Raw genomic sequence first — 26,786 nt, 5'->3', positions numbered from 1 at the left:
CCAATGGCAACTTTTTAGCGATAGATGGTAAGCATTTTTCTATATGATTTAACATACCAATTTAGATTTAATTACTGCAATAAGATGCTTAGATTGCTAAACTTACCGGCAATTTCAATCACAAGGATCTGAGCTTTGCGAAACAAAATTTTTATACTTTCTTCGCTTTTTTGTGCAATGAGTACCCCTGTTTATGCTGAACCCTGGGTTAAACCTGATGATTTTGGGTTAAGAGCTGATATCCAGCAACTTGCCGATGCAGGTGTTATTTTAGCCCCGGTAACTACCTACCCGTTAATGTGGAAAAGCTTTATTGCTGATATCGATAATGCCGGACTAGAGCAATTACCACCTCGCTTACAAGATGCGTTATTGCGTGTAAAACATCGTTATAAGTCAGAAAACAGTGGTTCACATAGTGTTCAACTTTCTGCATTTGCCAGCTCAGACCCATTAGCGACCACCAGCTTTGGTGCAACGAATACCCAAGAGTCAGAATTAACAGCAGCCTATGCTTACCTAGGACATAACTTTGCAGCCAAAATTGCGCTTAATCACCGCAGTGATGGTAAAAAGTGTTTAATCAACGGTAAAACAACAGACGATATAGTTAACAATGAGCAAGCACTGACTGACTGCAATGATACCTCACTTGATGATAGCTATTTAGCGTATCGTTTGGGTAATTGGATATTTAGAGCCGGTGCGGTTGAACAGTTTTGGGGCCCAGGCGTTGATAACAGTCTAATTATGTCCGTTAACGCCAAACCACTTCCTGCAATAAGTATCAGCAGAGAGCAAAGCAGTGCATTTGAAACACCTTGGCTGAGTTGGATTGGTCAGTGGAGCTTTACTGCACAAATGGCTAAACTTGAATCAAACCGCGTTATTCCTGATGCGTTATTATGGAGCACTCGTGTTAACTTTCGCCCCGTTCAACAATTAGAAATAGCATTAAGCTGGACAGCACAATGGGCAGGGAAAGGACAACCAAGCTCGGCTAGTGACTTTATCGATATGATTGCCGGTGATACAGAATGCGTTGATGGCACCAGTAATTGTGATAGCCAGTTACAGTCAAAAATTGGTAATCAATTAGCCGGTATTGATATTCGCTGGTCTGATACGTTGTTCAATCAACCTTATGCTATTTATGCAAGTACCATTGGTGAAGATGCGAGCTCACAATTTAAACCAGCAGATAGAGCGTATTTATTTGGCTTACAAACAACACATCGCGTTTACGAGCAGAATTTACTAGTCAACTTAGAATATATTGATACAGGTGTCTCTTGCTCTGCGGGGTCAACGACCGAAAACTGCTATTATGAGCACACAGATTATCAATCAGGCTATCGCTATCATGGCCGTCCTATCGGCTCTACTTATGATAATGATACGCAGTCACTAGTACTTACTGTACTTGGGCAACTTTCTAACGGAACTGATTGGCAAGTAAAACTGCGTGATATTGACTTCAATAGCGACAACCGCGACCGTTACCCTAATAATCCAGATTTAGGTAATTCGATTACTAAAACAGGCTTTAGTTCTCAACAACTTGAAGTACGCTACAGAATGCTTGCCATGGGGGGGCGCTTAACCCTTGGCGGACTTGCCTCTAATAACGATGGAGCAGAAAACGATACCTCTGCATTTGCTAAGTTCGAATACAACTTTTAGTTTCATTAATAACATTAAAAAAGGGGATAAACTGCAGTTTATCCCCTTTTTTTGATTAGCGAACTAGCTTTTTATTTTGCTAATCACTTTTGATGTTGAACAGCCATCTAAAAACTCAAGCACTTCGACTTTTCCGCCATGGCGCAGCACATGCTCCGCACCGGCTATTTGTTCTACCGTATAGTCGCCGCCTTTGACAAGAATATCAGGGCTTATTTGCTCGATAAGTTTTGCTGGCGTGTCATTTTCATCAGCACTCCCAAACGGGATAACCCAATCAACGGAGGCAAGTGCACTGAGGACCATGGCGCGCTCATCTAATGGGTTTATTGGGCGTTCAGGGCCTTTCAAACGAGCAATAGATTCATCATTGTTTAAACCAACCACTAATCTGTCCCCACGGGCTTTAGCTTGCGCTAAATAACGCACATGCCCTGCATGCAAAATATCAAAGCAACCATTAGTAAATACAATCGTTTCACCATTTTGCTTAGCAAATTCAATATGCTGCAATACATCATCAAACGGGGTTTGATAATGCTCGCCAGTTGCTTGTAAATATTGCCCCAGTTTTCGGCTTAACTCTTCTGGAGAAACTGTAGCCGCGCCCAATTTACTTACCGCAATACCGGCTGCTAAGTTTGCAATTTCGACTGCATCTTTGGCAGTCATGCCCGCACCTAACATAACGGCAAGGGTTGCAATAACAGTATCCCCTGCGCCAGTTACGTCACTGACCTCAAGCTCTTGAGCTGCAAAATCATATTTTTCAGTGGCATTTATAAGCGACATACCTTGCTCTGAACGGGTAAGTAACATCGCCGTTATACCCGCATCACTAATGAGGTTTCGTGCACTACTTGCAAGCGTCTCTTCTGAGCCCACTTGCCCGCCTGCTAATTTAAATTCATTTAAATTAGGGGTTATATAATCAGCACCGCGATATAACTGTAAATCTGATGATTTAGGATCAACAAGTACCGTTTTACCTGCTTTTTTGGCCACACTTATCATCTCTTTTATCAGCGATAGCGAGCCTTTGTTGTAATCAGAAAACACTATAAAATCGTAATCATTTAGCACAAGCTCTAATCGATTTAATAAAAGCTGGCTATGTGATTCGTTAAAAGTTTCTTCTAAATCTAAACGTACCACTTGCTGATGACGGCTAATTACACGCATTTTAGAAATAGTCGGTAAATCACACACGCTGACAAGCTGTGAATTTATTTTTTCACCTTCTAAAATATTTTCTAAAATTTGCCCACTTTCGTCCTCACCAATAAGGCCTAACAACCCCACTTTACCATCTAAACGGGCTATATTTTTAGCCACGTTAGCCGCACCGCCAGCCTTGTCTTCAAATTTACTTACTTTAACAACGGGCACTGGCGCTTCTGGTGAGATACGGCCTGAGTCACCATACCAATAGCGATCGAGCATCACGTCGCCCACCACTAAAATACGTGCTGCTGATAAGTTCTTTAGTAAAGATAAATCCATTACTGCTGCTCCGCAACAACCATATCCATGGCTTCACATAACCAATGGCCAATAAACATGTGTGCTTCTTGAATACGCGCGGTTTCGTCGTTTTTAATAATAATAGGTAACTTTGCAATATCTTTTACTTGCCCGCCGTCACGGCCAGTAAATGCAACCGTGAATGCCCCTATTTTGTTAGCAGCTTCTAATGCTAAATTGATATTTTTACTGGTACCTGATGTAGTTAAACCAATCACGATATCTTCAGGTTTACATAGCGCCTGTACTTGGCGCTCAAACACAGTATCAAAATGATAATCGTTGCTGTGCGCCGTTAAAATAGACGTGTCTGTGGTTAAAGCAATAGACGCTAATGGGCCTCGCTCTAATTTATAACGCACCACAAACTCTGCAGCTAAATGCTGAGCATCGGCAGCACTGCCGCCATTACCAAACCAAACAACCTTACCACCAGCTTGTAAAGCACTATGACATGCTTCTAGCAACTGCATTACCTCTTGATGATACGCCTCCATTGTTTCAAACAATACTTGATGACGGTTTAAACTTTCTAGGTAGCTGGTTGCCACTGAATCTATAATTGACATGAGATATTCCTCTTGGAACTGAAATGGCAGGAAAAATTAATTTCATTATTCCATAATTTTATAGCCAAATCACCTCTATATAACTAAATTAGATGTTTCACAGAAACTAAAATCAAAGGCTTACTGCATGGAAATCGTTTTTGTTATAAAAGTAACCATAAGCATTTCCTAAAATCATGTAACTGATGCAATAGCGTGATTTGAATGACATTGATTTAGTTTATACCCTAGTAAATGAACTCAAACCAACTTTTATACTTTGTATGTTTAGAAATAAGCCGTTTCACGATAAACTAGCTACAATTACCTTAAACAAAGCTCAGTATGGCACGAACTTTTTATTCACTTGCACTAATCATTATTAGCCCTTTGATCATATTTTATTTATATGTATTACGTGGTAAAAAAAATTCGGGTTATCGCGCGCATTTTAAAGAACGTTTTGGGTTTGTACGTCGCTGTTTATTTTCTAATAAAACTAAACCTGTAGTTATTCATTGTGCTTCTGTAGGTGAGGTATTAGCAGCAACGCCATTAATTAAAGCGTTGCAAAATGAGCACCCGCAGCTAAATATTTTGATCACTTGTAATACCCCAACTGGCCGCGCACAAATAACAGCACAATTTAAAGATACCGTCGCTACTAGTTATTTACCTATCGATTTTCCTTTTGCCACTGCTCGATTTTTAAAACGCGTAAAACCGCAGTTACTGTGTATTTTAGAAACTGAATTGTGGCCAAATATTATGGCTAATGCGCATAACAAAAAAATCCCGGTATTGGTTGTTAATGCGAGACTTTCTGAAAAGTCGCAGCAGGGTTATCAAAAGGTTGCGCAGTTAACTCACCGTATTATGCACTCTATTACTGCGTTAGCCAGTCATAACAAAACAGATGCAGAGCGTTTTATTGCACTTGGGCTTGAGCCTTCAAAAAGCCATGTTACAGGTTCAATCAAGTTTGATATTAGCCCTACTCAAGAGCAACTAACAAAGGTGAGCGCGCTCAAACAGTACTATAATAGCCAAGAACGTTTTATATGGGTGGCAGGTTCTACTCACCCTATAGAGCATGAATTAATACTCGATGCCCACCAGCAGTTGTTAAAAAAGCAGCCTGATGCTTTATTGATTATTGCCCCGCGACACCCCGAGCAATTTGATAAAGTGGCTGAACTACTCACACAAAGTACTTTAAGCTTTAGTCGTCGTAGCCAAAATAATTACCAAAACGAACACGTTTTACTTGCCGATACGCTAGGTGAATTACAGTGTTTATACGGCGCGGCTAGTGTTAGTTATATTGGCGGTAGTTTGATTCGTCGTGGTGGTCATAACCCGCTTGAGTCAGCCGCATTTTCGGTCGGTGTAATAACAGGCCCTCACACGTATAACTTTGATCATGTCTATCCTGAGTTAACAAAGCTTAAAGGGGCATGCGTGGTAGAAAATACAGATGAACTGGCACAACAACTCATTACTTTTAGCCAAAATAAAAAGGCATGCCAAACGCTCGGCACAAAAGCGGCGCAATGTGTTACTAAAAACCAAGGCGCCATAAAAAAAACACTCACTATTATTAATCAATACTTAGAGCCAAAACAGTGACTAACATAGCTATTAGCCAAACCCGAGAATGGGTTTCATCCGTTATTGTAAAATATAACTTTTGCCCGTTTGCCCGTAAAGAAGTCGAAAACAACTGTATTCATTACATTGTAAGTAACGCCAATACTATCGATGATGCTGTAATGGATATGCTTGAGCAATGTATCGAGCTTGACCGCGAGAGCGAACGAGAAACCACGCTAATCATGTTCGATAACGGTTTTAGTGACTTTGAAGACTTTTTAGATTTAGTCGATTTAGCAAATGCGCTATTGGTTGCACAAGGCTTTGAAGGTAAATATCAAATTGCAAATTTTCACCCCGATTATGTATTTGCCGATAGCGATGAAACCGATCCGGCCAACTACACAAATAGAGCGCCGTTTCCTACCTTGCACCTGATTCGTGAAGCAAGTATGAGTGAAGCACTTGAAAATTATGACGAACCTGAGTCTATTCCTGAGCATAATATAAACTTAGCACGCCGAAAAGGCATTGATTTTTGGCAACAATTATTAGAAAACTGTAAAAAACCGAGCGTATAAGCTCGGCTTTTAATACCTTTAGTTAACCCATTAACTTTATTTTTTGACCCAGCTACCGTTTACTTCAATGTAGTGGCCGCTTTGCGTTTTTTCGATTGTTTTTGCCGCTGCCAATGCCTCAACTTGTGCAAGTGACAAGTTATTCTTTTTAGCTAATTTTAAGTACTGTGCCTTACGTTTTTCGTTAACGTCATCAACAACCGCTTTTGCTTCTGTATTTTGTACAACTAATCCAAGGTAGCCTGAGCTGTTTTCACCAACTAAGCCTTGGCTTTTAGCTTCATCTAAACTCATAGCCCAAACTGAAAATGACATACAAACGGCACTGATTAGGGTTACTATATTTAATTTATTTTTAATATTCATATTCTAGCTCCTTAAAATAACTCACTGTCATCGCTAAATAAATTATCGAGCTCTTTATCTACTTTGACACGAATTTCATGATCAACCTTAACATTTAAATTAATAGTGATTGGCTCTTTAGCCGACACCTCAACACGATGCGTACACGCACTTAGCGCTGATATTGCTGCTAACGCGAGCAGCACTTTTATCGATAACGACTGTCTCATTGCCCATTTCCTTTTTGTGAAAATTGTTGCTCAACTTTTTGTGTAATTTCATCACTTAAACGCAGTGCCCGTAAAAGCGTAAATATGTTTTCTTCATGGTTGTAATTAAAGTTAACTTGCTGCTGCGCTTGCTGATTATAACCTTGTAAATTAACTCCAAGCTTTAACCAACCATCATTTTTAAGTACAACGCTGCTATTGAGTTTTTGAATATCTAAATCAGTCAATAACCCCAGTACAGGTTGCAACTCTTGCTGTTGCTGCATCACAGAATCAAATGCAGCATTATTGCTAATTTTTAAATTGCCCTCACCTTGGCTAAACAGACTGCCTTGGCTAATGTGCACACCATTTTTATTAACGCTCACCGGCAGTGTACCAGCCAAACGTCCTGTTAAAGTAATACCCGACTTATCATCAAGGGTGATCAGCTTACTTGCATCAATATTATTAAACGTTACAGTGCTAACTTGGGTTTCTTGTCCAAGCGTATAGTTATCTAATAAAAATGTACCGCCAAGCACATTACCTTCAACATTACTAACAAGCACATTATTGTTATTGACGAGCCATTGCCCTTTAAGGCCTTTGATAACTGCGCCCGCTCTAAACTCATTTAAATGAAAGGTAGTCGGTTTTACATTAAGCCTACCTGAATTAAACTCCCCGCTAAATACACTACTAAAATCACTTGCAAGGTAGTCATTATAAAGCCCACTTAATTGGCGAATATCTATATTAACGGATGCCCTTTGTAAATTGACATCGCCACTAATATTGCCGTTAAAAGTACCTTTTGTCAGCTTAGCAAGTGGATAAAACTGATTAATAAAGGTGTTTAATGGCAACACACTTTGCGCTGGCACAATTACCTCAAACGGATGTGCCTGTGACGATATATGATGATTTACCACCAACTCAATATCATCTATAAACGCATGGTGCGACGCTTTAAGTGCACGGCTTTGTAATCCACTCGAGTCTATTTTTATATTATGCAGTCTTATATCAGCGCTATTAAGAGCCTTAATTTGCGTTTTCGCAGTTAAATGAGCAAATAACTCACCTACACCTAGGTTTGCTTTTGCCGTGAGACTATTATTTATATTGGTAAGTTTAAATTCTTTATATGCCGCATTTTTTAACTGATTAGTTAATGTAATTTCTGCATTTAATTGTTTATCCATTTTCGCGGTTAAACTACCTTGATAATGCACTGCTTTTACATCAAAAGCTTCAAAGCTAGCAACGGAAAATTTACTCTGTGTGTACCCGACAGGTTTTGAGTCAATAAATTCACTTAATTCAAAGTAACCACTGAAATTAAGCGCATTAGCAGTAACAGGGATAAATGCGGGTAGCCTTTCAAGCTCAACGTTGTAATCACCTTTAACTTTAGTACCATTTAACTGAGCGCTTATATTAATGCTGTTTATATCTGGCGTGTTTATTTGAGCAGACACCTTTGCCTGAATATTATCAAGCAAAGCGTTAATAGTGAGGGCGGTATCTGTTATTAAAATATCAAAGTGTTTATTACCTTCACTCATCACATTAATTACTGGAATACTCAGCTCCCCCTCTTCTATGCGAAGAGCTTGAGAAAGCTTAACCTGCCAATTTAAAGGAACTTGTTTGCTTACAAAATCTGCGTACTTACTTGGTGGAATTAACTCAGTACAGCGAGGGGTTAAATTAATTTTGTTATTAAGTGAACCGGTATCTAGGATTAACGCTTGGTTATTTAAATTAAAGCGAGTAGCCATCTGGCCAGTGGTTAATAAATTAAATTGGCATTGCTCAAACGTATGAGCAAATTGAGCGCTAATCCCCCCGTTCAACTTAAGCTCAATCCCGTCAAAACTAAACACTTGTTGAGTATTAAAGTTAACAGCATCGAGTAAGGTGTTTTTAGTGTTTATTACCTGTTTTAACAAAATGTCATCAACTGCTAGCTGACCACTTATTTTATTGGAGGTTAAAATCGCACGCGCATTTATATCGCCCGTTACATTAAATTGATTTAGCGCAGGTTCTAATACACTAACTTTTAATGGTTTATTGAGCTGATTACTGTTTACTACAAGCTGTTTAATATTAATGAGTGGGCGATTTGAAGGTAGCGCTATCTCAAGCTGTTTAGCCGGTTGATTAGCGTTATCACTTTTAGGTAATGGATTGAGCGTTAATATTGCACTTTGAACACTGACATGCTTTGTATTTGCTGTAATATCAGAAAGTTGTAATTGTTGGTTTTGATAATTTAAACACATAGTGTCGGCATGTATATTTAACTTTGAGGTAATTGAAAAATCGAGGCAGCTTAATGTGACACCTGCTTTTTTAAGTTCAGGGGCAATGGCCCATTGTAGTAAAGGCAAGCGAAATACATACCCGAGTAATAATAGACTCAGTAAAAGAGTGCCAACAATTAAACCAATGCGCTTAAACATATTATCCTTACATGTTTTTTAATCACTATAATCAAAAAAGGCTGCACAAGGCAGCCTTTTTTATTTTACATCCAGATCATGAATCTAGTGTGTATATTAACCTACATTTTTACGCGCATTACGGAACATACGCATCCATGGGCTATCCTCTTTCCACTCATCTGGGTGCCAAGAGTTAGCAACAGTACGAAATACACGCTCTGGATGTGGCATCATTACAGTTGCACGGCCATCTGTTGATGTAATACCTGTGATACCTTCTGGCGAGCCGTTCGGGTTCGCTGGGTATTGCGTTGTAGGGTTGCCGTAGTTATCAACAAATTTAACCGCTACAGTACCACTTGCAAGTGCTGCTTTTGTTGCTGCTTCGTTTGCAAACTCTGCATGGCCTTCACCATGAGATACCGCAATTGGCATCCGCGAGCCCGCCATACCATTAAAGAATACCGATGGATTCTCTTGTATTTCAACTAAGCTAAAGCGTGCTTCAAAACGCTCTGACTTGTTCGTTACAAAGCGTGGCCAATGCTCAGTACCTGGGATCAACTCTTTTAATGTTGATAGCATTTGACAACCGTTACATACCCCTAAGCTAAAGGTGTCTTCACGGTGGAAGAAACTTTGGAATTGATCGCGTGCCATGTCATTAAACAGTATTGACTTAGCCCAACCTTCACCCGCACCAAGCACATCACCGTAAGAGAAACCGCCACACGCCACTAAGCCTTTAAATTGCTCAAGTGTTAAGCGCCCTTCTAAAATGTCGCTCATGTGCACATCAACCGCTGCAAAGCCCGCACGGTTAAATGCAGCTGCCATTTCTAAATGAGAGTTTACACCTTGCTCACGTAAAATAGCCATTTGCGGTTTAGCACCAGTTGCAATATATGGAGCTGCAACATCTTCATTTAAATCAAAGTTAAGTTTTACATTTAAGCCAGGATCTTTTGCGTCAAACTTAGCGTCAAACTCTTGCTTAGCACAATCTGGGTTATCACGACGCGCTTGCATTTGATACGTTGTTTCGGCCCAAATTGTACGAAGTTCAGTACGAGTATGATTAAGTACTGTTTGCTCACCACGATTAAACACGATGTTATCGTCGTTATTTAGCGAGCCAATCACATGACTAATTGCGGCAACTCCATGCTGCTCAAATACCGCATTTACAGCCTCTAAATCGCTATTCGCTACTTGAATTACAGCACCTAGCTCTTCGTTATAAAGCGCTTCAATATCAGAGCCGGTCAAAGTCGCTAAATCAACGGTAACACCGATGTGACCGGTAAACGCCATTTCAGCGATAGTGGTAAATAAACCACCGTCTGAACGGTCATGGTACGCAAGCAACTTGCTATCAGCGACTAGCGCTTGCATTGCGTTGTAAAAACCTTTTAGTAGCTCTGGGCTATCTACATCAGGTGTTGTATCACCTAATTGCTTATAAACCTGAGCAAGGCTTGATGCGCCCAGTCGGTTTTTGCCCGCGCCTAAGTCAACTAAAATAAGCGATGTATCGCCTTTATCTGTTCGTAACTGTGGGGTCACTGTTTTACGTACGTCTTCAACACGACCAAACGCAGTAATAATAAGCGATAACGGTGATGTTACAGATTGCTCTGTAGCATCATCTTCGTTCTTCCATGTCGTTTTCATCGACATAGAATCTTTACCTACAGGAATTGTTAACCCAAGTGCCGGACATAACTCTTCACCCACCGCTTTTACCGCTTCGTATAAACCGGCATCTTCTCCTGGGTGTCCCGCTGCGGCCATCCAGTTTGCAGATAACTTAATATTTTCAAGAGAGCCAATGTTTGCACAGGCAATATTCGTTAACGATTCTGCCACTGCTAAACGCGCTGAAGCGCCATAGTTAAGTAGTGCTGCAGGCGTACGTTCACCCAGTGACATTGCTTCACCATGGTAAGTGTCATACGTTGCTGCGGTTACTGCACAGTTAGCTACTGGTACTTGCCATGGGCCTACCATTTGATCGCGTGCTACTAAACCTGTTACCGAGCGATCGCCAATAGTAATGAGGAAGGTTTTTTCAGCAATGGTTGGTAAACGTAATAAACGTTCTGCAGCATCAGCAGCACTGATATTTTCAACGTCGAGTGCTTTACCTAACACTTGTTGTGATGTTACATCACGATGCATTTTAGGTGCTTTTCCTAATAAAACATCGAGCGGTAAATCAACAGGATTATTTTCAAAGTGACTATCAGCAACCGTTAAATGAGGCTCTGCAGTTGCTTCACCAATAACCGCATATTGCGCTCTTTCACGCTTACAAATAGCTTCAAAACGATCAAAATCTTCAACAGCGACAGCGAGTACATAGCGCTCTTGCGATTCATTACACCAAATTTCGTGTGGTGCCATGCCCGGTTCATCATTTGGGATATTGCGAAGCTGAAATTTACCGCCACGTCCACCGTCACTAACAAGTTCAGGGAATGCGTTAGATAAACCACCTGCACCCACATCATGAATAAACGCAATTGGATTTGCATCACCTAGCTGCCAACATTTGTCGATGACTTCTTGGCAACGACGTTCCATTTCTGGGTTTTCACGCTGTACAGAGGCAAAATCTAAATCTTCATTTGATTGACCCGATGCCATACTTGATGCAGCGCCACCGCCTAAGCCAATGTTCATTGCAGGGCCGCCTAGTGCAATGAGTTTTGCACCAACTGGAATATCGCCTTTTTGAACATGATCAGCACGGATATTACCTAAACCACCGGCAAGCATAATTGGCTTGTGGTAACCACGCACCTCTTCACCATTGTGACTGGTCACTTTTTCTTCGTAAGTACGGAAATAACCTAATAAATTAGGACGGCCAAACTCGTTATTAAACGCAGCACCACCTAATGGGCCTTCAGTCATAATATCTAGAGCATTAACAATACGGCCAGGCTTACCAAAATCACTTTCCCAAGGCTGTTCAAAACCAGGAATACGTAAATTAGATACAGTAAAGCCCACTAAACCCGCTTTTGGTTTTGAACCACGACCAGTTGCGCCCTCATCGCGAATCTCACCGCCCGACCCTGTTGCCGCACCAGAGAAAGGAGCAATAGCCGTTGGGTGGTTATGGGTTTCAACCTTCATTAATATTTCAATGTCTTCTTGGTGATACGCATATTCACCTTGTGCATTCGGGAAGAAGCGACCCGCCTTTGAGCCTTTCATTACGGCTGCATTATCTTTATAAGCAGATAATACATTTTCAGGGTTATGCTCAAAGGTGTTTTTAATCATTTTGAACAACGACTTTGGTTGTTCAATGCCATCAATAGTCCAATCAGCATTAAATATTTTATGACGACAATGCTCTGAGTTCGCTTGAGCAAACATAAACAGTTCAATATCGTTAGGGTTACGCCCTAACTTAATAAAGTTTTCAACTAAATAATCAATTTCATCATCAGCTAGTGCAAACCCTTGCTCTATATTTGCTGCGGCTAATGCTTCACGGCCGCCACCTAAAATATCAACTGATGACATTGGACGAGGTGCATCGCTGCGAAATAACTGCGCGGCATCTTCTAATTTACTGTGAGTAGCTTCAGTCATGCGGTCATGAAGAAGTGCTGCAACTTGTGCTAACTGTTCTGCACTTAAATCACCTTCAACATAGTAAGCAATACCGCGCTCTACGCGATGAACTTGTTTAAGCCCACAGTTATGAGCGATATCTGTCGCTTTTGAAGCCCATGGCGAAATTGTACCAGGACGAGGCGTCACTAATACCAACTGACCTGCTGGCGCATGCTCAGCAATTGTTGGGCCGTAGGTTAATAACTTTTCAAGTTTGGTGTGCTCATCAGTGTTTAATGGCGATGTTAAATCGGCAAAGTGAGCGTATTCGGCATATACATTGGTGACAGGAAGTTGCGATTGTTGGCAACGCGCTAAAATTTTATTAACTCTGAACTCTGAAAGTGCTGGTGCACCACGAAGGATCAACATAAGTAATTTCACCCGGGGTTAGGGATTGAACGATATTTTAGGCGCGTATTATAGTCCAAATTACTCTCAGATTTAACTCAAAAATGCGCTTTTCATTAAATTAACTTTTTCTTTTTGTTTACACCTATTTTTTACTCACTGCGATTAAACGATAAGTGACGTAATCAGTAAGTTTTGTTATAACAGGAGATACGATGCTAAAGAGGCGAATATGTTGAAGATAAAGCTAATAACAACCATTACGTTAGTCATACTTTTGTGTGCATGTAATACACAAGAGCAATCAACACAGCTTGCCCAAATCAAATCTGAAAACAAAATTCGTATTGGTACACTTGCCAGTGCAAGTAATTACTATCAAGCCGTTCAAGGGGAACAAGGATTTGAATTTGAGCTCTCTCAAGCGTTTGCAGACTACTTAGGGGTAGAGCTTGAAATTGTACCCTTTTTTAATTTATCCGAAATGTTTGCGCGTTTGGACAGTGGTGACCTCGATTTAATTGCCTCAGGTCTTACTTACAATAAAGTACGTGCTGAGCGCTATCGCTATGGCCCTACATACAGAACAATTAGCCAAAAATTAGTCTTTAAACAAGGCCGTGAACGCCCTCGTGATTTTGATGATTTAACCGGAAACTTCACCGTTATCGCTAAAAGTAGCCATTCATTAACATTAGAAGAAATTCAACAAACCAACCCAAACTTAAGCTGGAATGAAACCGAAGAGTTTGATGAAGAAGAATTACTGCAAGCAGTTATTGACGGCGAAATAGATTACACCTTAGCGGATTCACATACTTTAGCGCTATTTCGTCGCTATCACCCTAATTTAAGTATTGGCTTTTCAGTTACCCGAAATGATTCAATTGCATGGATACTAAGAAAGTCGAATGATGATTCCCTATACGCATTATTAGTCCCCTTTTTTGGTGAAGCAAAACAAAATAATCAACTTTATGTGCTCGAAGAAAAATACTTCGGTCATGTCCGCCAATTTAATTACGTTAATACCTTGGCCTATATAGACGCAATTAAAGAAACACTGCCTAAATATCAACCTTGGTTTATGCAATATGCAGGTAGCCTAGATTGGCGCTTACTGGCAGCATTAAGTTATCAAGAGTCGATGTGGAACCCGCGTGCTAAATCACCAACCGGTGTGCGTGGTATTATGATGCTAACAAGACGCACAGCAAAACAAGTCGGTGTAACAAACCGCTTAGAACCAGAGCAAAATATACGCGGTGGTGCACAATACCTAGCAAAATTAATTAAACGCGTCCCGGATCGAATCCCTCAACCGGATCGTACTTGGCTTGCACTTGCCGCCTATAATGTAGGTTGGGGACACGTTAACGATGCCCGTATTATTACCGAGCAACAGGGAGCTAGCCCTGATAAATGGGCCGACGTTAAAAAGCGCTTACCATTGTTAGTAAAAAAACGTCACTATCGTAATACCCGTTATGGCTATGCTCGCGGTGATGTAGCAGTGACCTATGTTGATAATATACGCCGCTATTACGATGCGCTTGTTTGGCTTGATGAAAATAATGCAATGGCGCCAATCACCTCAACAAATGAAACAGAAGAGAAAATCGTTAAACCAGATGATTCAGAGCAACGTACAAGTAATGCCGCTGAAGAAAAAAAATAAATACGCAGCTTAGTAATTAACTGAACATCAGAAAATCAAATAGTTGTTTACTTGTAATCAATTATTCAATAATCTGGCTTAATTGTATAAAATTTTGTGTCATTACCAAGCACATAAGGATAAGTCATGCTTAAACGTAGACGTACACATCAACTTAAACGTTGTATAAAGCACTCAACCGCCACTCGTCGTCGAGTGATGTTAAGAAATTTACATAAAAAAATAATTTGGCGCCGCCGCATGTTTGCTATGCAGCAAATGGCTGAATTAGACGCCTTAATAGCAGCAGCTGACTAATCGCTGTTACTATTACGAGCGGCTTGCTTTGCCGCCTTTATTTGTGCTCGGCGACGCTTAAAAAAACTAGAAATAGTCTCTGCACATTGTGTTTCTAATACCCCACCCGTTATTTCTACCTGATGGTTTAAACGAGGTTCTTGTAAAAGGTTCATAATTGAACCGGCAGAACCCGTTTTAGCATCGGCTGCACCAAATACTAAGCGTTTAATTCGGCTATGTACTAATAAACCTGCGCACATAGAGCATGGCTCTAGCGTGACGTAAAGAGTACAGTCAATTAAGCGGTAATTATTAAGTACTTTTCCTGCTTCACGTACCGCTATCATCTCAGCATGAGCCGACGGGTCGTTATCAGTAATTGAACGATTATAGCCTGCGCTAATAAGCTGATTATCTTTAACAATTATAGCCCCTACCGGGATCTCATCTAGCTGCTCCGCTTGTTTTGCATACACAAGCGCTTGTTCCATCCAATATTGGTCGTCAAATGGCTCTGTCATTATTATTACTTAACTATTTTTTATGCCGTAATTATACCAACTTAGCGCAATAAAATGCGTCATTGATCACTTTATTGCAAAAATAAAACAAATTTAAGTGGTTTGTCATGGCTCATAAGGCAGGATTTACGCTATAATCTCACGCTTTTTTTATTTAGCTCACAACACGGGTAGCAAATGAAATTTCCTGGACGCCGCAGGCATAAACATTATTTTCCAGTGGAAGCCAAAGATCCACTGACCAATCAACTTAACGCCACTGAGCGATTACACCGCAGCTATATTACGGGGATCGATCAAATCGTTGTTGATATAGAAGCTAAGGTTGACCAAGCTTTTCTCGATGAATTTCAATTGCGCCGAGGGATGTCGCAAGTTATAGATAATGACATCACCAATGCTTTATACGATCGCTTAAAACTAAACGACATGGTCGATTACGAATTCGCAGGCGGAACCGTTGGCAACACGATGCACAACTATTCCGTACTTGCTGATGACCGTTCGGTGCTATTAGGTGTAATGAGTGAAAACATAAAAATAGGCAGTTATGCTTATCGCTTTTTATGTAATAACTCAAGTCGCGTAGACTTAGACTACTTACAGCCTGTAGATGGTCCTATAGGCCGCTGTTTCACATTGATTGATGAAACAGGTGAACGCACCTTTGCCATTAGTGCTGGCCTAATGAATTATCTAAAGCCTGAGTCAATTGATAAAGAGCTAATCGAAGGCTCATCGGCATTAGTGATTAGCGCTTATTTAATGCGTACTCAAGGCGATGAAACCATGACCGAAGCGACCATGCAAGCAATCAAGTATGCTAACGATGCAGATGTACCGGTTGTATTAACACTCGGTACTAAGTTTCTTATCGAGCAGGATCCGACATGGTGGGCTAACTTTGTAGAAAAGCATGTTGATATCCTTGCTATGAACGAAGAAGAAGGCCAAGCAATTACTGGATTTGAAGATCCATTACTAGCTGCCGACAAAGCATTAGACTGGGTTGATTTAGTAATTTGTACTGCCGGTGAAAAAGGCTTATTTATGGCCGGTTTTGTTGATGACAGTTTCAAACGCGAAACAGAGTATCCACTTTTGCCTGGTGCTATCCCTGATTTTAATCGTTATGAGTTTTCACGTGCAATGCGTAAAGTTGACTGTGAAAACCCAATAAAGGCATATAGTCATACTGCTCCGTTTATGGGCGGGCCTGACTCGATTAAAAATACCAACGGCGCTGGTGATTGTGCTTTAGCCGCTGTATTGCATGACTTATCAGCGAATGTTTATCATAAGTTGAACGTTGCTAATTCAGCAAAACATCAGCAACAAGCGATTACCTACTCTTCGCTCGCTCAAATCAGTAAATACGCCAACCGTGCAAGTTACGAAGTGCTGGTTCAACATTCTCCACGCTTATCACGTGGCTTACCAGAGCGCGAAGATTGTTTAGAGCAAGTGTATTGGGATCAATAAAATCCCAATGCACTCAGCGTATTTAAAATATAGATATATCAAGCTTTTTAGATAGCAGCTCTAATGCTGCTATTCCTGCCACCGAGTTACCAAAAGAGTTTAATCCTGGGGAATACACTGCCACAGTAAACCTATTCGGTAATACCGCCAATATAGTCCCAGAAACCCCTGATTTTCCAGGCATCCCCACTCGATAACCAAAATCACCCGCCGCATCATATAAACCACTGGTAAATAACAACGAGTTTAGTTGCTTATTTTGACGGCTAGAAAGCACTCGTTTAGAAGAGCTGAAGTCTATCCCTTTATTAGCTAAAAAGTTGTAAGCCTTAGCAAGTTCAATACAATTAAGTTCTATGGCACAAAAATTAAAGTATGACCACAGTACATCATCCACTTCATTTTCAAAGTTACCGAATGATTTCATTAAGTGTGCCATTGCCGCATTTCGATGCCTAAACTCATACTCTGAATTAGCCACTTGTTTATCTATTACGATACTTCGATTACCAGATAAATCGCGAAATGTTTCCAGCATAGAGTGCATGGGTGCTGATAAACGACTATATAAAGCATCACAGGTAACTATGGCACCAGCATTAATAAATGGGTTACGGGGTATGCCTTTTTCAAACTCAAGCTGGGTCAGTGAATTAAATGCTGTTCCTGAGGGCTCTTTACCCACTCTACTCCATAGTTCATCGCCATAACGTTGCAGCGCTAATGTCAGAGTCATTACTTTAGAAACAGATTGAATAGTAAAACGCTGTTCACAATTACCCGCGCAAAATATCTCCCCCTCAGTGGTGTAAATGGCAATAGAAAACTGCTCAAGATCAACTTCAGCAAGAGCAGGGATATAATCAGCAACCTTACCTTGGCTCAATAAAGGTTTAACCTCTTGAGTTATCTCATTTAGCACTCGTTGATAATCACTGGTTGGCAATAGACACCTCAATAATATGCAAAGTTAAAATCAAATTTTAACACGTAGGATCTATAACTGCATGAGAATGTTAAGTCTATAAGTTATTAGTAATCTGATAGGAAGCATATACATGATGAGATTAGCGGACAGTCTCTTTTTTTTAAGATATTGCGTAATTCATCTTCAAATTTAAAACAATAAAAAACCAGCATTTTGCTGTAACGTGGTTCTGTTATTTGGAGCCAGTGCGCTAATTAATAGCGACAATACAATAGAACATCCCACTATTTTGTTTAGATCCAAGCTGTTATGTTTGATGTATAGGAATACGAATGCCATGGAGCACAAGATATGCAAGAGCGGCCACTACTAAGTTCGGCATGGGCCCTTGACTATTTATTAAATCCTAGACAACAAAAAACCCGTCACATCGCTGTAACGGGTTTCTTTAATTGGATCCTGGTAATGTCATGGAGCCCACAGCGGTAGAAAGTCACATAGCAAATGCGACACTATCATTGTGTCGGGGCGGCCTTGTGCGGGGCTCGCCTTCGAGCTGTTTAGGAATACGAATGCCGTGGAGCACAGGATGTACGAGAAAGGCCACCACTGAGTTCGGCATGGGCTCTTGGCTATTTATTAAACCCCAGACAGCAAAAAACCCGTCACATCGCTGTAACGGGTTTCTCTTATTTGGATCCTGGTAATGTCATGGTGCCCACAGCAGTAGAAAGTCACATAGCAAATGCGACACTATCATTGTGTCGGGGCGGCCTTATGCGGGGCTCGCCTTCGAGCTGTTTAGGAATACGAATGCCGTGGAGCACAGGATGTACGAGAAAAGCCACCACTGAGTTCGGCATGGGCTCTTGGCTATTTATTAAATCCCAGACAGCAAAAAACCCGTCACATCGCTGTAACGGGTTTCTCTTATTTGGATCCTGGTAATGTCCTACTTTCACATAGCAAATGCTACACTATCATCGGCGCTGTTTCGTTTCACTACTGAGTTCGGCATGGGGTCAGGTGGGTCCAAAACGCTATTGTCACCAAGAAAATTCTTTTCAATTTTCTTATTATTTATTTTTAAATTTAAAGTCTTTCGACTAAATTTGGAGCCTGGTAATGTCCTACTTTCACATAGCAAATGCTACACTATCATCGGCGCTGTTTCGTTTCACTGCTGAGTTCGGCATGGGGTCAGGTGGGTCCAAAACGCTATTGTCACCAAGCAAATTTGGTGTAAGTTCGATTTAATCAAGCTTACTAAAATTTGGAATTTCTGATAATAAAAGTCTTCAAGTATCTACTTTAGTCTATTAACTTCTTCGCTTAAACTGTCGCATAAAACGCGTTTGGCGTTGTATGGTTAAGCCTCACGGGTAATTAGTACAAGTTAGCTTAATGGCTCACACCACTTCCACATCTTGCCTATCAACGTTGTAGTCTTCAACGGCCCTTCAGAGACTTTAAAAGTCTAGTGAGAACTCATCTCGAGGCCTGCTTCGCGCTTAGATGCTTTCAGCGCTTATCAGTTCCGAACGTAGCTACCGGGCAATGCCATTGGCATGACAACCCGAACACCAGCGGTTCGTTCACTCCGGTCCTCTCGTACTAGGAGCAACCCCTCTCAATTCTCAAACGCCCACGGCAGATAGGGACCGAACTGTCTCACGACGTTCTAAACCCAGCTCGCGTACCACTTTAAATGGCGAACAGCCATACCCTTGGGACCGACTTCAGCCCCAGGATGTGATGAGCCGACATCGAGGTGCCAAACACCGCCGTCGATATGAACTCTTGGGCGGTATCAGCCTGTTATCCCCGGAGTACCTTTTATCCGTTGAGCGATGGCCCTTCCATTCAGAACCACCGGATCACTATGACCTACTTTCGTACCTGCTCGACGTGTCTGTCTCGCAGTTAAGCTGGCTTCTACCATTACACTAACCGTACGATGTCCGACCGTACTTAGCCAACCTTCGTGCTCCTCCGTTACTCTTTGGGAGGAGACCGCCCCAGTCAAACTACCCACCAGGCACTGTCCGTAACCCCGATTCAGGGGCCAACGTTAGAACATCAAAACTACAAGGGTGGTATTTCAAGGACGACTCCACAAAAACTAGCGTCTCTGCTTCTAAGTCTCCCACCTATCCTACACATGTAGGTTCAATGTTCAGTGCCAAGCTGTAGTAAAGGTTCACGGGGTCTTTCCGTCTAGCCGCGGGTACACAGCATCTTCACTGCGATTTCAATTTCACTGAGTCTCGGGTGGAGACAGCGTGGCCATGGTTACACCATTCGTGCAGGTCGGAACTTACCCGACAAGGAATTTCGCTACCTTAGGACCGTTATAGTTACGGCCGCCGTTTACCGGGGCTTCGATCAAGAGCTTCTCCGAAGATAACCCCATCAATTAACCTTCCGGCACCGGCAGGTGTCACACCGTATACGTCATCTTGCGATTTTGCACAGTGCTGTGTTTTTAATAAACAGTCCCAGCCACCTGGTCACTGCGGCTCCAATCAGCTTAGGGAGCAAGTCCCATCACCAATCGGAGCGTACCTTCTCCCGAAGTTACGGTACGATTTTGCCTAGTTCCTTCACCCGAGTTCTCTCAAGCGCCTTAGTATTCTCTACCTGACCACCTGTGTCGGTTTGGGGTACGATTCGGTATAATCTGAAGCTTAGAGGCTTTTCCTGGAAGTATGGCATCAGCAACTTCATCACCTTGGTGACTCGTCTCGTGTCTCAGCCTAACAGCAACCCGGATTTACCTAAGTCACTAGCCTACACACTTTCACATGGACTACCATCGCCATGCTTGCTTAGCCTGCTCCGTCCCCCCATCGCAATTATACCAAGTACGGAAATATTAATCCGTTTCCCATCGACTACGCCTTTCGGCCTCGCCTTAGGGGTCGACTTACCCTACCCTGATTAACATGGGATAGGAACCCTTGGTCTTCCGGCGTGCGGGTTTTTCACCCGCATTATCGTTACTCATGTCAGCATTCGCACTTCTGATACGTCCAGCATACCTCCCGGTACACCTTCAACCGCTTACAGAACGCTCCCCTACCACTCAGAATAAATTCTGAATCCGCAGCTTCGGTGCATAGTTTAGCCCCGTTACATCTTCCGCGCAGACCGACTCGACCAGTGAGCTATTACGCTTTCTTTAAAGGATGGCTGCTTCTAAGCCAACCTCCTGGCTGTCTGGGCCTTTCCACATCGTTTCCCACTTAACTATGACTTTGGGACCTTAGCTGGCGGTCTGGGTTGTTTCCCTCTTCACGACGGACGTTAGCACCCGCCGTGTGTCTCCCGGATATTACTTTACGGTATTCGGAGTTTGCAAAGGGTTGGTAAGTCGGGATGACCCCCTAGCCTTAACAGTGCTCTACCCCCGTAAGTATTCGTCCGAGGCTCTACCTAAATAGATTTCGGGGAGAACCAGCTATCTCCCGGTTTGATTAGCCTTTCACTCCTAACCACAGGTCATCCCCTAACTTTTCAACGTTAGTGGGTTCGGTCCTCCAGTTGATGTTACTCAACCTTCAACCTGCCCATGGCTAGATCACCGGGTTTCGGGTCTATACCTTGCAACTATTCGCCCAGTTAAGACTCGGTTTCCCTACGGCTACCCTAATCGGTTAACCTCGCTACAAAATATAAGTCGCTGACCCATTATACAAAAGGTACGCAGTCACCCAACAAGTGGGCTCCTACTGCTTGTACGTACACGGTTTCAGGTTCTATTTCACTCCCCTCACAGGGGTTCTTTTCGCCTTTCCCTCACGGTACTGGTTCACTATCGGTCAGTTGGGAGTATTTAGCCTTAGATGATGGTCCACCTATATTCAGTCAAAGTTTCACGTGCTCCGACCTACTCGATTTCACTTAAAATGCGTTTTCATGTACGGGACTATCACCCTGTATCGTGGCACTTTCCAGAGCCTTCCATTAACACATAATAAGCTTAAGGGCTGTTCCGATTTCGCTCGCCGCTACTATCGGAATCTCGGTTGATTTCTTTTCCTACGGGTACTTAGATGTTTCAGTTCTCCGCGTTCGCCTCGTTAACCTATGTATTCAGTTAACGATACCTGCAAGCAGGTGGGTTTCCCCATTCGGAAATCCTAGTCTCAAGTGCTTTTTACTAGCTTGACTAGGCTTATCGCAAGTTAATACGTCCTTCATCGCCTCCAACTGCCAAGGCATCCACCGTGTACGCTTAGTCACTTAACCATACAACCCAAACGGGTCTTTGTTTTGTGACAGTTTAACTTCGCCAGAAGTTAATATTGAATACTAAAGTAGATACCAATCAACAAACGAAACGTTCATTAAATGGCACTGAATGATACTGCTATCATTCTTTTTTACTTTTGAAAACTCTGTACAAATACAATGTATTCATACGAATTTTATTATCAGCTTTTCCAAATTTTTAAAGAGCATATTAATTAGTAAACTCAAAGAGCAAACTAACTAACAATCATCTGTGTGGACACTACGAACAAATAAGTTCTAAATCGTATAAGGAGGTGATCCAGCCCCAGGTTCCCCTAGGGCTACCTTGTTACGACTTCACCCCAGTCATGAATCACTCCGTGGTAAACGTCCTCCCGAGGGTTAGACTATCTACTTCTGGAGCAACCCACTCCCATGGTGTGACGGGCGGTGTGTACAAGGCCCGGGAACGTATTCACCGCGTCATTCTGATACGCGATTACTAGCGATTCCGACTTCATGGAGTCGAGTTGCAGACTCCAATCCGGACTACGACGCACTTTAAGTGATTCGCTTACTCTCGCGAGTTCGCAGCACTCTGTATGCGCCATTGTAGCACGTGTGTAGCCCTACACGTAAGGGCCATGATGACTTGACGTCGTCCCCACCTTCCTCCGGTTTATCACCGGCAGTCAGTCTCCTTAGAGTTCTCAGCATTACCTGCTAGCAACTAAGGATAGGGGTTGCGCTCGTTGCGGGACTTAACCCAACATCTCACAACACGAGCTGACGACAGCCATGCAGCACCTGTATCAGAGTTCCCGAAGGCACCAAACCATCTCTGGTAAGTTCTCTGTATGTCAAGTGTAGGTAAGGTTCTTCGCGTTGCATCGAATTAAACCACATGCTCCACCGCTTGTGCGGGCCCCCGTCAATTCATTTGAGTTTTAACCTTGCGGCCGTACTCCCCAGGCGGTCTACTTAATGCGTTAGCTTTGAAAAACAGAACCGAGGTTCCGAGCTTCTAGTAGACATCGTTTACGGCGTGGACTACCAGGGTATCTAATCCTGTTTGCTCCCCACGCTTTCGTACATGAGCGTCAGTGTTGACCCAGGTGGCTGCCTTCGCCATCGGTATTCCTTCAGATCTCTACGCATTTCACCGCTACACCTGAAATTCTACCACCCTCTATCACACTCTAGTTTGCCAGTTCGAAATGCAGTTCCCAGGTTGAGCCCGGGGCTTTCACATCTCGCTTAACAAACCGCCTGCGTACGCTTTACGCCCAGTAATTCCGATTAACGCTCGCACCCTCCGTATTACCGCGGCTGCTGGCACGGAGTTAGCCGGTGCTTCTTCTGTCAGTAACGTCACAGCTAGCAGGTATTAACTACTAACCTTTCCTCCTGACTGAAAGTGCTTTACAACCCGAAGGCCTTCTTCACACACGCGGCATGGCTGCATCAGGCTTGCGCCCATTGTGCAATATTCCCCACTGCTGCCTCCCGTAGGAGTCTGGGCCGTGTCTCAGTCCCAGTGTGGCTGATCATCCTCTCAAACCAGCTAGGGATCGTCGCCTTGGTGAGCCATTACCTCACCAACTAGCTAATCCCACTTGGGCCAATCTAAAGGCGAGAGCCGAAGCCCCCTTTGGTCCGTAGACATTATGCGGTATTAGCAGTCGTTTCCAACTGTTGTCCCCCACCTCAAGGCATGTTCCCAAGCATTACTCACCCGTCCGCCGCTCGTCAGCAAAGGTGCAAGCACCTCTCTGTTACCGCTCGACTTGCATGTGTTAGGCCTGCCGCCAGCGTTCAATCTGAGCCATGATCAAACTCTTCAATTAAAAAGTTTTATGTCTTTCGACAGCTCAATGAATTCTGAATTATTTAATATCTTTCGATATTGAATTGACTGTGCTGAATAATTACCTAAGTAACTATTCTGTTGGTCACTCAGTTTCAATTGAGACTCTAAATTTGTTTGCCTCACTACCTAAGTAGCTTGGCTGTTAGAACTCAATCTGTACGAGTGCCCACACAGATGATTGCTTTATATTGTTAAAGAACGTTGCGATTAAAGCGTTTAACTTTATCTCGCTAGGGCTGCGCATATTACGCTTTCCTATTTTTTTGTCAACACTTAATTTTAAACTTTATCAAAAATCTAAACTCAAGTTTTACTCGACTTTCTGAGCAGCTCCTGCTTCGCTATGCGTTGGCGTTCCCCGTCTCAGTGGGGTCGCATTATAGGGAGAATCGATTTTAACGCAAGCGTTTTTAAAGGCTTTTTTGCATTTAATTTTTCCCCCTAAGATACCCCACCTAGACACACACGTTACCCACAAAACCCTGTGGATAACCCTGCATTTATCCTCTTTTTAAATGTAGAAAACAAAAAAGCATCTTTAGTTAGATGCTTTTATAAAGGTTCTAATTAGCCGTCAATATAAAATACTATAGAGCTTGCGGCGATATTTAGCGGCTAATGCATCGCCGTCAGGTAAAGAGGCGATTATTGCTAAGAAGTTTGGTTTGGCTTCATCATAGTTAAGATCCTTTTTAAGGATAGTAAAGAGTGCTTCTAATGCCTCTTCTTTCCTTCCCGCTTCATTTAAAAGGTTACTTAGCTGCATTTGCAAATCAAGTTCATTTGGATGTTTAGCGACTTTTTCTTGAAGTTCTTTTATCTGCGGTGAATCGGTTGCCTCTAATGCGGCCTCACATTTTGCCTTAATATTATTAAAGTATGCATCTTGCTCTTTTACATCTATTGTTTCTATTAACGCAGCGGCTTCATCGAGTTTGTGGATTTGTATACATATATCTGCCAGTACTAATTTAATCCTCGCATTTCGACTATCAAGTTCATACGCTTGTTTGGCATAAGTAAACGCGGCATTTAAGTCGCTATTAATCAGTGCTTGCTTAGCCTGCTCTAATAATAAGTCTTGTTGAGCTGGTAAATGTTTAGATAATGCATCACGAACTTGGCTTTCTGTTTGAGCACCCGCTAATACATCAACTGGAGCTGAGTCTTTTAATAACACTAAAGTAGGTAAGGTTTGCAATCCAACTTGTTGGGCAAGTTGAGAGGCAAGTGCCTGCTCTGCATCGCAGTCTAAGTTTGCGACTACTATATAGTTGCTGTATTCAGCAGCTAACTTATCTAAAATAGCTGCTTGGCTAATACACTCTGGGCTTTGTGGAGAAAAAAAGTTAAGTAGTACTAACTTTTGTTGTGATGTTTCACCCAATACTTGCTGAAGGTTTTGTGCGTTAAGACTAACTATATTGCTCATTGAATTATTGCCATGTTCATCTATTTAGGTTTTTATATGGTGATGAAGATAATAATTACAAGTCATCTGTTTAAATCATTTAAATACAATAGAAGGTAGTGAGGGAAATATGAAATTAGCGTATGTAAGTGCATTGTGTTTATTAGTCAGCCCATTATTGAATGCGCAAGCACTTAAGTTGGATCTTGATACCAGCATGCCGGCAATAGAAAAACTTTACTTAGACCTACATCAATCACCTGAATTGTCATATAAGGAAAAGCAAACAGGTAAAAAAATCGCTGAACGACTTCAGAAATTAGGGTTTGACGTAACCGATAATGTAGGTGGCTATGGTGTAGTCGGAATTTACAAAAATGGTCAAGGCCCTACCGTCATGATCAGAACTGATACTGATGGCCTGCCTATAACAGAGCAAACAGGCAAAACTTACGCATCAACTATTACCACAATTAATGATCAAGGTAGTGAAGTTGGCGTTATGCATGGCTGTGGTCATGATATTCATATGAGCTCTTTTATTGGTACTGCTGAGCAATTAATTACGCATAAAAATAAGTGGCAAGGTACTTTAATGATGGTTGCTCAACCCGCTGAAGAAGTAGGCGGTGGTGCAAAAGCAATGCTCAAGGAAGGATTATTTAACAAATACGCTAAACCAGATCATATTATTGCTTTGCATGTAAGCGCTAGCGTTGCTGCGGGTAAAGTGGCAATGAAAAATGAATACACCATGGCCAGTGTTGATTCTGTTGATATTAGTATAAAAGGCAAAGGTGGCCATGGTGCTTACCCGCATACAACTATCGATCCTGTGATCATCGCAGCTCGAACAATACTTGCACTACAAACAATTACTAGTCGAGAGCTTTCTCCACTTGAACCTTCAGTGATAACGGTGGGTTCCATTCATGGTGGCTCTAAACACAATGTTATTTCTGATGAAGTTAAGTTACAACTTACGCTACGCAGCTACAATCCAGATGTACGTAACGCACAAATAGCGGCAATTAAACGTATTACTGCAGGTATAGCACAAAGTGCAGGCCTCGAGGAATCTCTCTACCCTGTAGTGAAAGTTCATGAAGATGAATCAATTCCATCAACTTACAATAACCCAGTACAAACTAACCTTGTTCGAAACGCTATAAAAAGTGCGATAGGTGATGCAAACGTGCTCGAAACAGAAGCGGTAATGGCCGGTGAAGACTTTGGATTATACGGGCGCACCGACGAAAATATTCCTATCACCTTATTTTGGCTAGGTGGCGTTAACCAACAGCAGTACGCCAAGGCAATAAAAAATAACGAAACACTGCCCTCGTTACATTCAAGTAAATTTGCGCCTGATTATAAAGTAGCACTGCCTACAGGAATAAAGGCAATGAGTAACGCCGCTGTGGCACTATTCAATCAGTAACCTCCAACGCTATATGT

At 42.1% G+C, this 26,786-nt stretch carries 16 protein-coding genes and 4 rRNA genes; 7 read left to right on the top strand and 13 right to left on the bottom strand.

Going from position 1 to position 26,786, the window contains the following annotated elements; translation table 11 throughout:
- The first annotated feature begins 135 nt into the window (after nucleotides 1–135).
- On the top strand, nucleotides 136–1,683 hold the full coding sequence (locus tag AAGD16_RS03775; RefSeq protein ID WP_377113732.1) for a capsule assembly Wzi family protein: 1,548 nt from the start codon (nucleotides 136–138) through the stop codon (nucleotides 1,681–1,683).
- 63 nt (nucleotides 1,684–1,746) lie between these two features.
- Here the strand turns inward: AAGD16_RS03775 and hldE are convergent, their stop codons facing one another.
- Both hldE and AAGD16_RS03765 read right to left on the bottom strand, forming a co-directional pair.
- The gene (gene hldE, locus AAGD16_RS03770; protein ID WP_028835522.1) at nucleotides 1,747–3,186 is read right to left on the bottom strand and encodes a bifunctional D-glycero-beta-D-manno-heptose-7-phosphate kinase/D-glycero-beta-D-manno-heptose 1-phosphate adenylyltransferase HldE; all 1,440 of its coding nucleotides are present in this window, start codon (nucleotides 3,184–3,186) and stop codon (nucleotides 1,747–1,749) included.
- Nucleotides 3,186–3,776: an SIS domain-containing protein gene (locus AAGD16_RS03765; RefSeq protein ID WP_028835523.1), complete on the bottom strand. Its 591-nt coding sequence runs from the start codon at nucleotides 3,774–3,776 to the stop codon at nucleotides 3,186–3,188. Before AAGD16_RS03765 ends, hldE begins: the two co-directional genes overlap by 1 nt.
- A 324-nt stretch (nucleotides 3,777–4,100) precedes the next feature.
- Here AAGD16_RS03765 and waaA point away from each other — a divergent pair, with 324 nt between their 5' ends.
- Both waaA and AAGD16_RS03755 read left to right on the top strand, forming a co-directional pair.
- The gene (gene waaA, locus AAGD16_RS03760; protein ID WP_368485394.1) at nucleotides 4,101–5,384 is read left to right on the top strand and encodes a lipid IV(A) 3-deoxy-D-manno-octulosonic acid transferase; all 1,284 of its coding nucleotides are present in this window, start codon (nucleotides 4,101–4,103) and stop codon (nucleotides 5,382–5,384) included.
- Entirely contained in the window at nucleotides 5,381–5,929 is a 549-nt protein-coding gene (locus AAGD16_RS03755; RefSeq protein ID WP_377113727.1) for a DUF1415 domain-containing protein, read from the top strand. Before waaA ends, AAGD16_RS03755 begins: the two co-directional genes overlap by 4 nt.
- A 36-nt stretch (nucleotides 5,930–5,965) precedes the next feature.
- On the opposite strand, the gene AAGD16_RS03750 is transcribed toward AAGD16_RS03755, so the two are convergent.
- From AAGD16_RS03750 to purL, 4 genes are all read right to left on the bottom strand, one after another.
- Nucleotides 5,966–6,295 (bottom strand): YdbL family protein, encoded by a 330-nt coding sequence (locus AAGD16_RS03750; RefSeq protein WP_008468219.1) that lies wholly within the window; start codon nucleotides 6,293–6,295, stop codon nucleotides 5,966–5,968.
- A gap of 11 nt (nucleotides 6,296–6,306) precedes the next feature.
- On the bottom strand, nucleotides 6,307–6,504 hold the full coding sequence (locus AAGD16_RS03745) for a YnbE family lipoprotein (protein ID WP_028835526.1): 198 nt from the start codon (nucleotides 6,502–6,504) through the stop codon (nucleotides 6,307–6,309).
- Complete coding sequence (locus AAGD16_RS03740) at nucleotides 6,501–8,957, bottom strand: YdbH domain-containing protein (RefSeq protein WP_377113722.1); 2,457 nt, start codon at nucleotides 8,955–8,957, stop codon at nucleotides 6,501–6,503. The genes AAGD16_RS03745 and AAGD16_RS03740 overlap by 4 nt, the downstream gene beginning before the upstream one ends.
- A gap of 96 nt (nucleotides 8,958–9,053) precedes the next feature.
- On the bottom strand, nucleotides 9,054–12,944 hold the full coding sequence (gene purL, locus AAGD16_RS03735; RefSeq protein ID WP_377113719.1) for a phosphoribosylformylglycinamidine synthase: 3,891 nt from the start codon (nucleotides 12,942–12,944) through the stop codon (nucleotides 9,054–9,056).
- 211 nt (nucleotides 12,945–13,155) lie between these two features.
- On the opposite strand from purL, the gene mltF reads away from it, so the two are divergent.
- Complete coding sequence (mltF, locus tag AAGD16_RS03730) at nucleotides 13,156–14,601, top strand: membrane-bound lytic murein transglycosylase MltF (protein ID WP_368485390.1); 1,446 nt, start codon at nucleotides 13,156–13,158, stop codon at nucleotides 14,599–14,601.
- Between the two features lie 126 nt (nucleotides 14,602–14,727).
- Nucleotides 14,728–14,898 (top strand): hypothetical protein, encoded by a 171-nt coding sequence (locus tag AAGD16_RS03725; protein ID WP_008468235.1) that lies wholly within the window; start codon nucleotides 14,728–14,730, stop codon nucleotides 14,896–14,898.
- Here the strand turns inward: AAGD16_RS03725 and tadA are convergent.
- Nucleotides 14,895–15,401, bottom strand: a complete 507-nt coding sequence (gene tadA, locus AAGD16_RS03720; RefSeq protein ID WP_013464271.1) for a tRNA adenosine(34) deaminase TadA — start codon at nucleotides 15,399–15,401, stop codon at nucleotides 14,895–14,897. The two genes, AAGD16_RS03725 and tadA, sit on opposite strands and share 4 nt — an antisense overlap.
- Nucleotides 15,402–15,578: 177 nt before the next feature.
- Here tadA and AAGD16_RS03715 point away from each other — a divergent pair, with 177 nt between their 5' ends.
- Complete coding sequence (locus AAGD16_RS03715) at nucleotides 15,579–16,883, top strand: inosine/guanosine kinase (RefSeq protein ID WP_013464270.1); 1,305 nt, start codon at nucleotides 15,579–15,581, stop codon at nucleotides 16,881–16,883.
- A 22-nt stretch (nucleotides 16,884–16,905) separates the two neighbouring features.
- Here AAGD16_RS03715 and glsB read toward each other — a convergent pair whose 3' ends face one another.
- From glsB to AAGD16_RS03685, 6 genes are all read right to left on the bottom strand, one after another.
- Entirely contained in the window at nucleotides 16,906–17,829 is a 924-nt protein-coding gene (gene glsB / locus AAGD16_RS03710; RefSeq protein WP_377113714.1) for a glutaminase B, read from the bottom strand.
- Between the two features lie 921 nt (nucleotides 17,830–18,750).
- Nucleotides 18,751–18,865 (bottom strand): 5S ribosomal RNA (gene rrf / locus AAGD16_RS03705).
- Nucleotides 18,866–18,928: 63 nt separating this feature from the next.
- Nucleotides 18,929–19,043: ribosomal RNA gene (gene rrf / locus AAGD16_RS03700) — 5S ribosomal RNA — on the bottom strand.
- Nucleotides 19,044–19,176: 133 nt separating this feature from the next.
- Nucleotides 19,177–22,062, bottom strand: a 23S ribosomal RNA gene (locus AAGD16_RS03695).
- 292 nt (nucleotides 22,063–22,354) lie between these two features.
- A 16S ribosomal RNA gene (locus AAGD16_RS03690) occupies nucleotides 22,355–23,894 on the bottom strand.
- Together the 16S, 23S and 5S rRNA genes form the textbook arrangement of a ribosomal RNA operon.
- Nucleotides 23,895–24,491: 597 nt before the next feature.
- Nucleotides 24,492–25,349 carry a tetratricopeptide repeat protein gene (locus AAGD16_RS03685; RefSeq protein ID WP_013464241.1) on the bottom strand — a complete coding sequence of 286 codons (858 nt, stop codon included), beginning with the start codon at nucleotides 25,347–25,349 and terminating at the stop codon, nucleotides 24,492–24,494.
- A gap of 109 nt (nucleotides 25,350–25,458) precedes the next feature.
- Here AAGD16_RS03685 and AAGD16_RS03680 point away from each other — a divergent pair, with 109 nt between their 5' ends.
- Nucleotides 25,459–26,769, top strand: coding sequence for a M20 family metallopeptidase (locus AAGD16_RS03680; RefSeq protein WP_368485388.1), 1,311 nt, complete (start codon nucleotides 25,459–25,461; stop codon nucleotides 26,767–26,769).
- The last annotated feature ends 17 nt before the right edge of the window (nucleotides 26,770–26,786 follow it).

It is taken from the genome of Pseudoalteromonas sp. M58, assembly GCF_042604605.1.
Classification (GTDB): Bacteria; Pseudomonadota; Gammaproteobacteria; order Enterobacterales; family Alteromonadaceae; genus Pseudoalteromonas; species Pseudoalteromonas tetraodonis.
The sequence above is the reverse complement of the archived record's forward strand: the minus strand, read 5'-3'. Positions and strand labels throughout refer to the sequence as shown.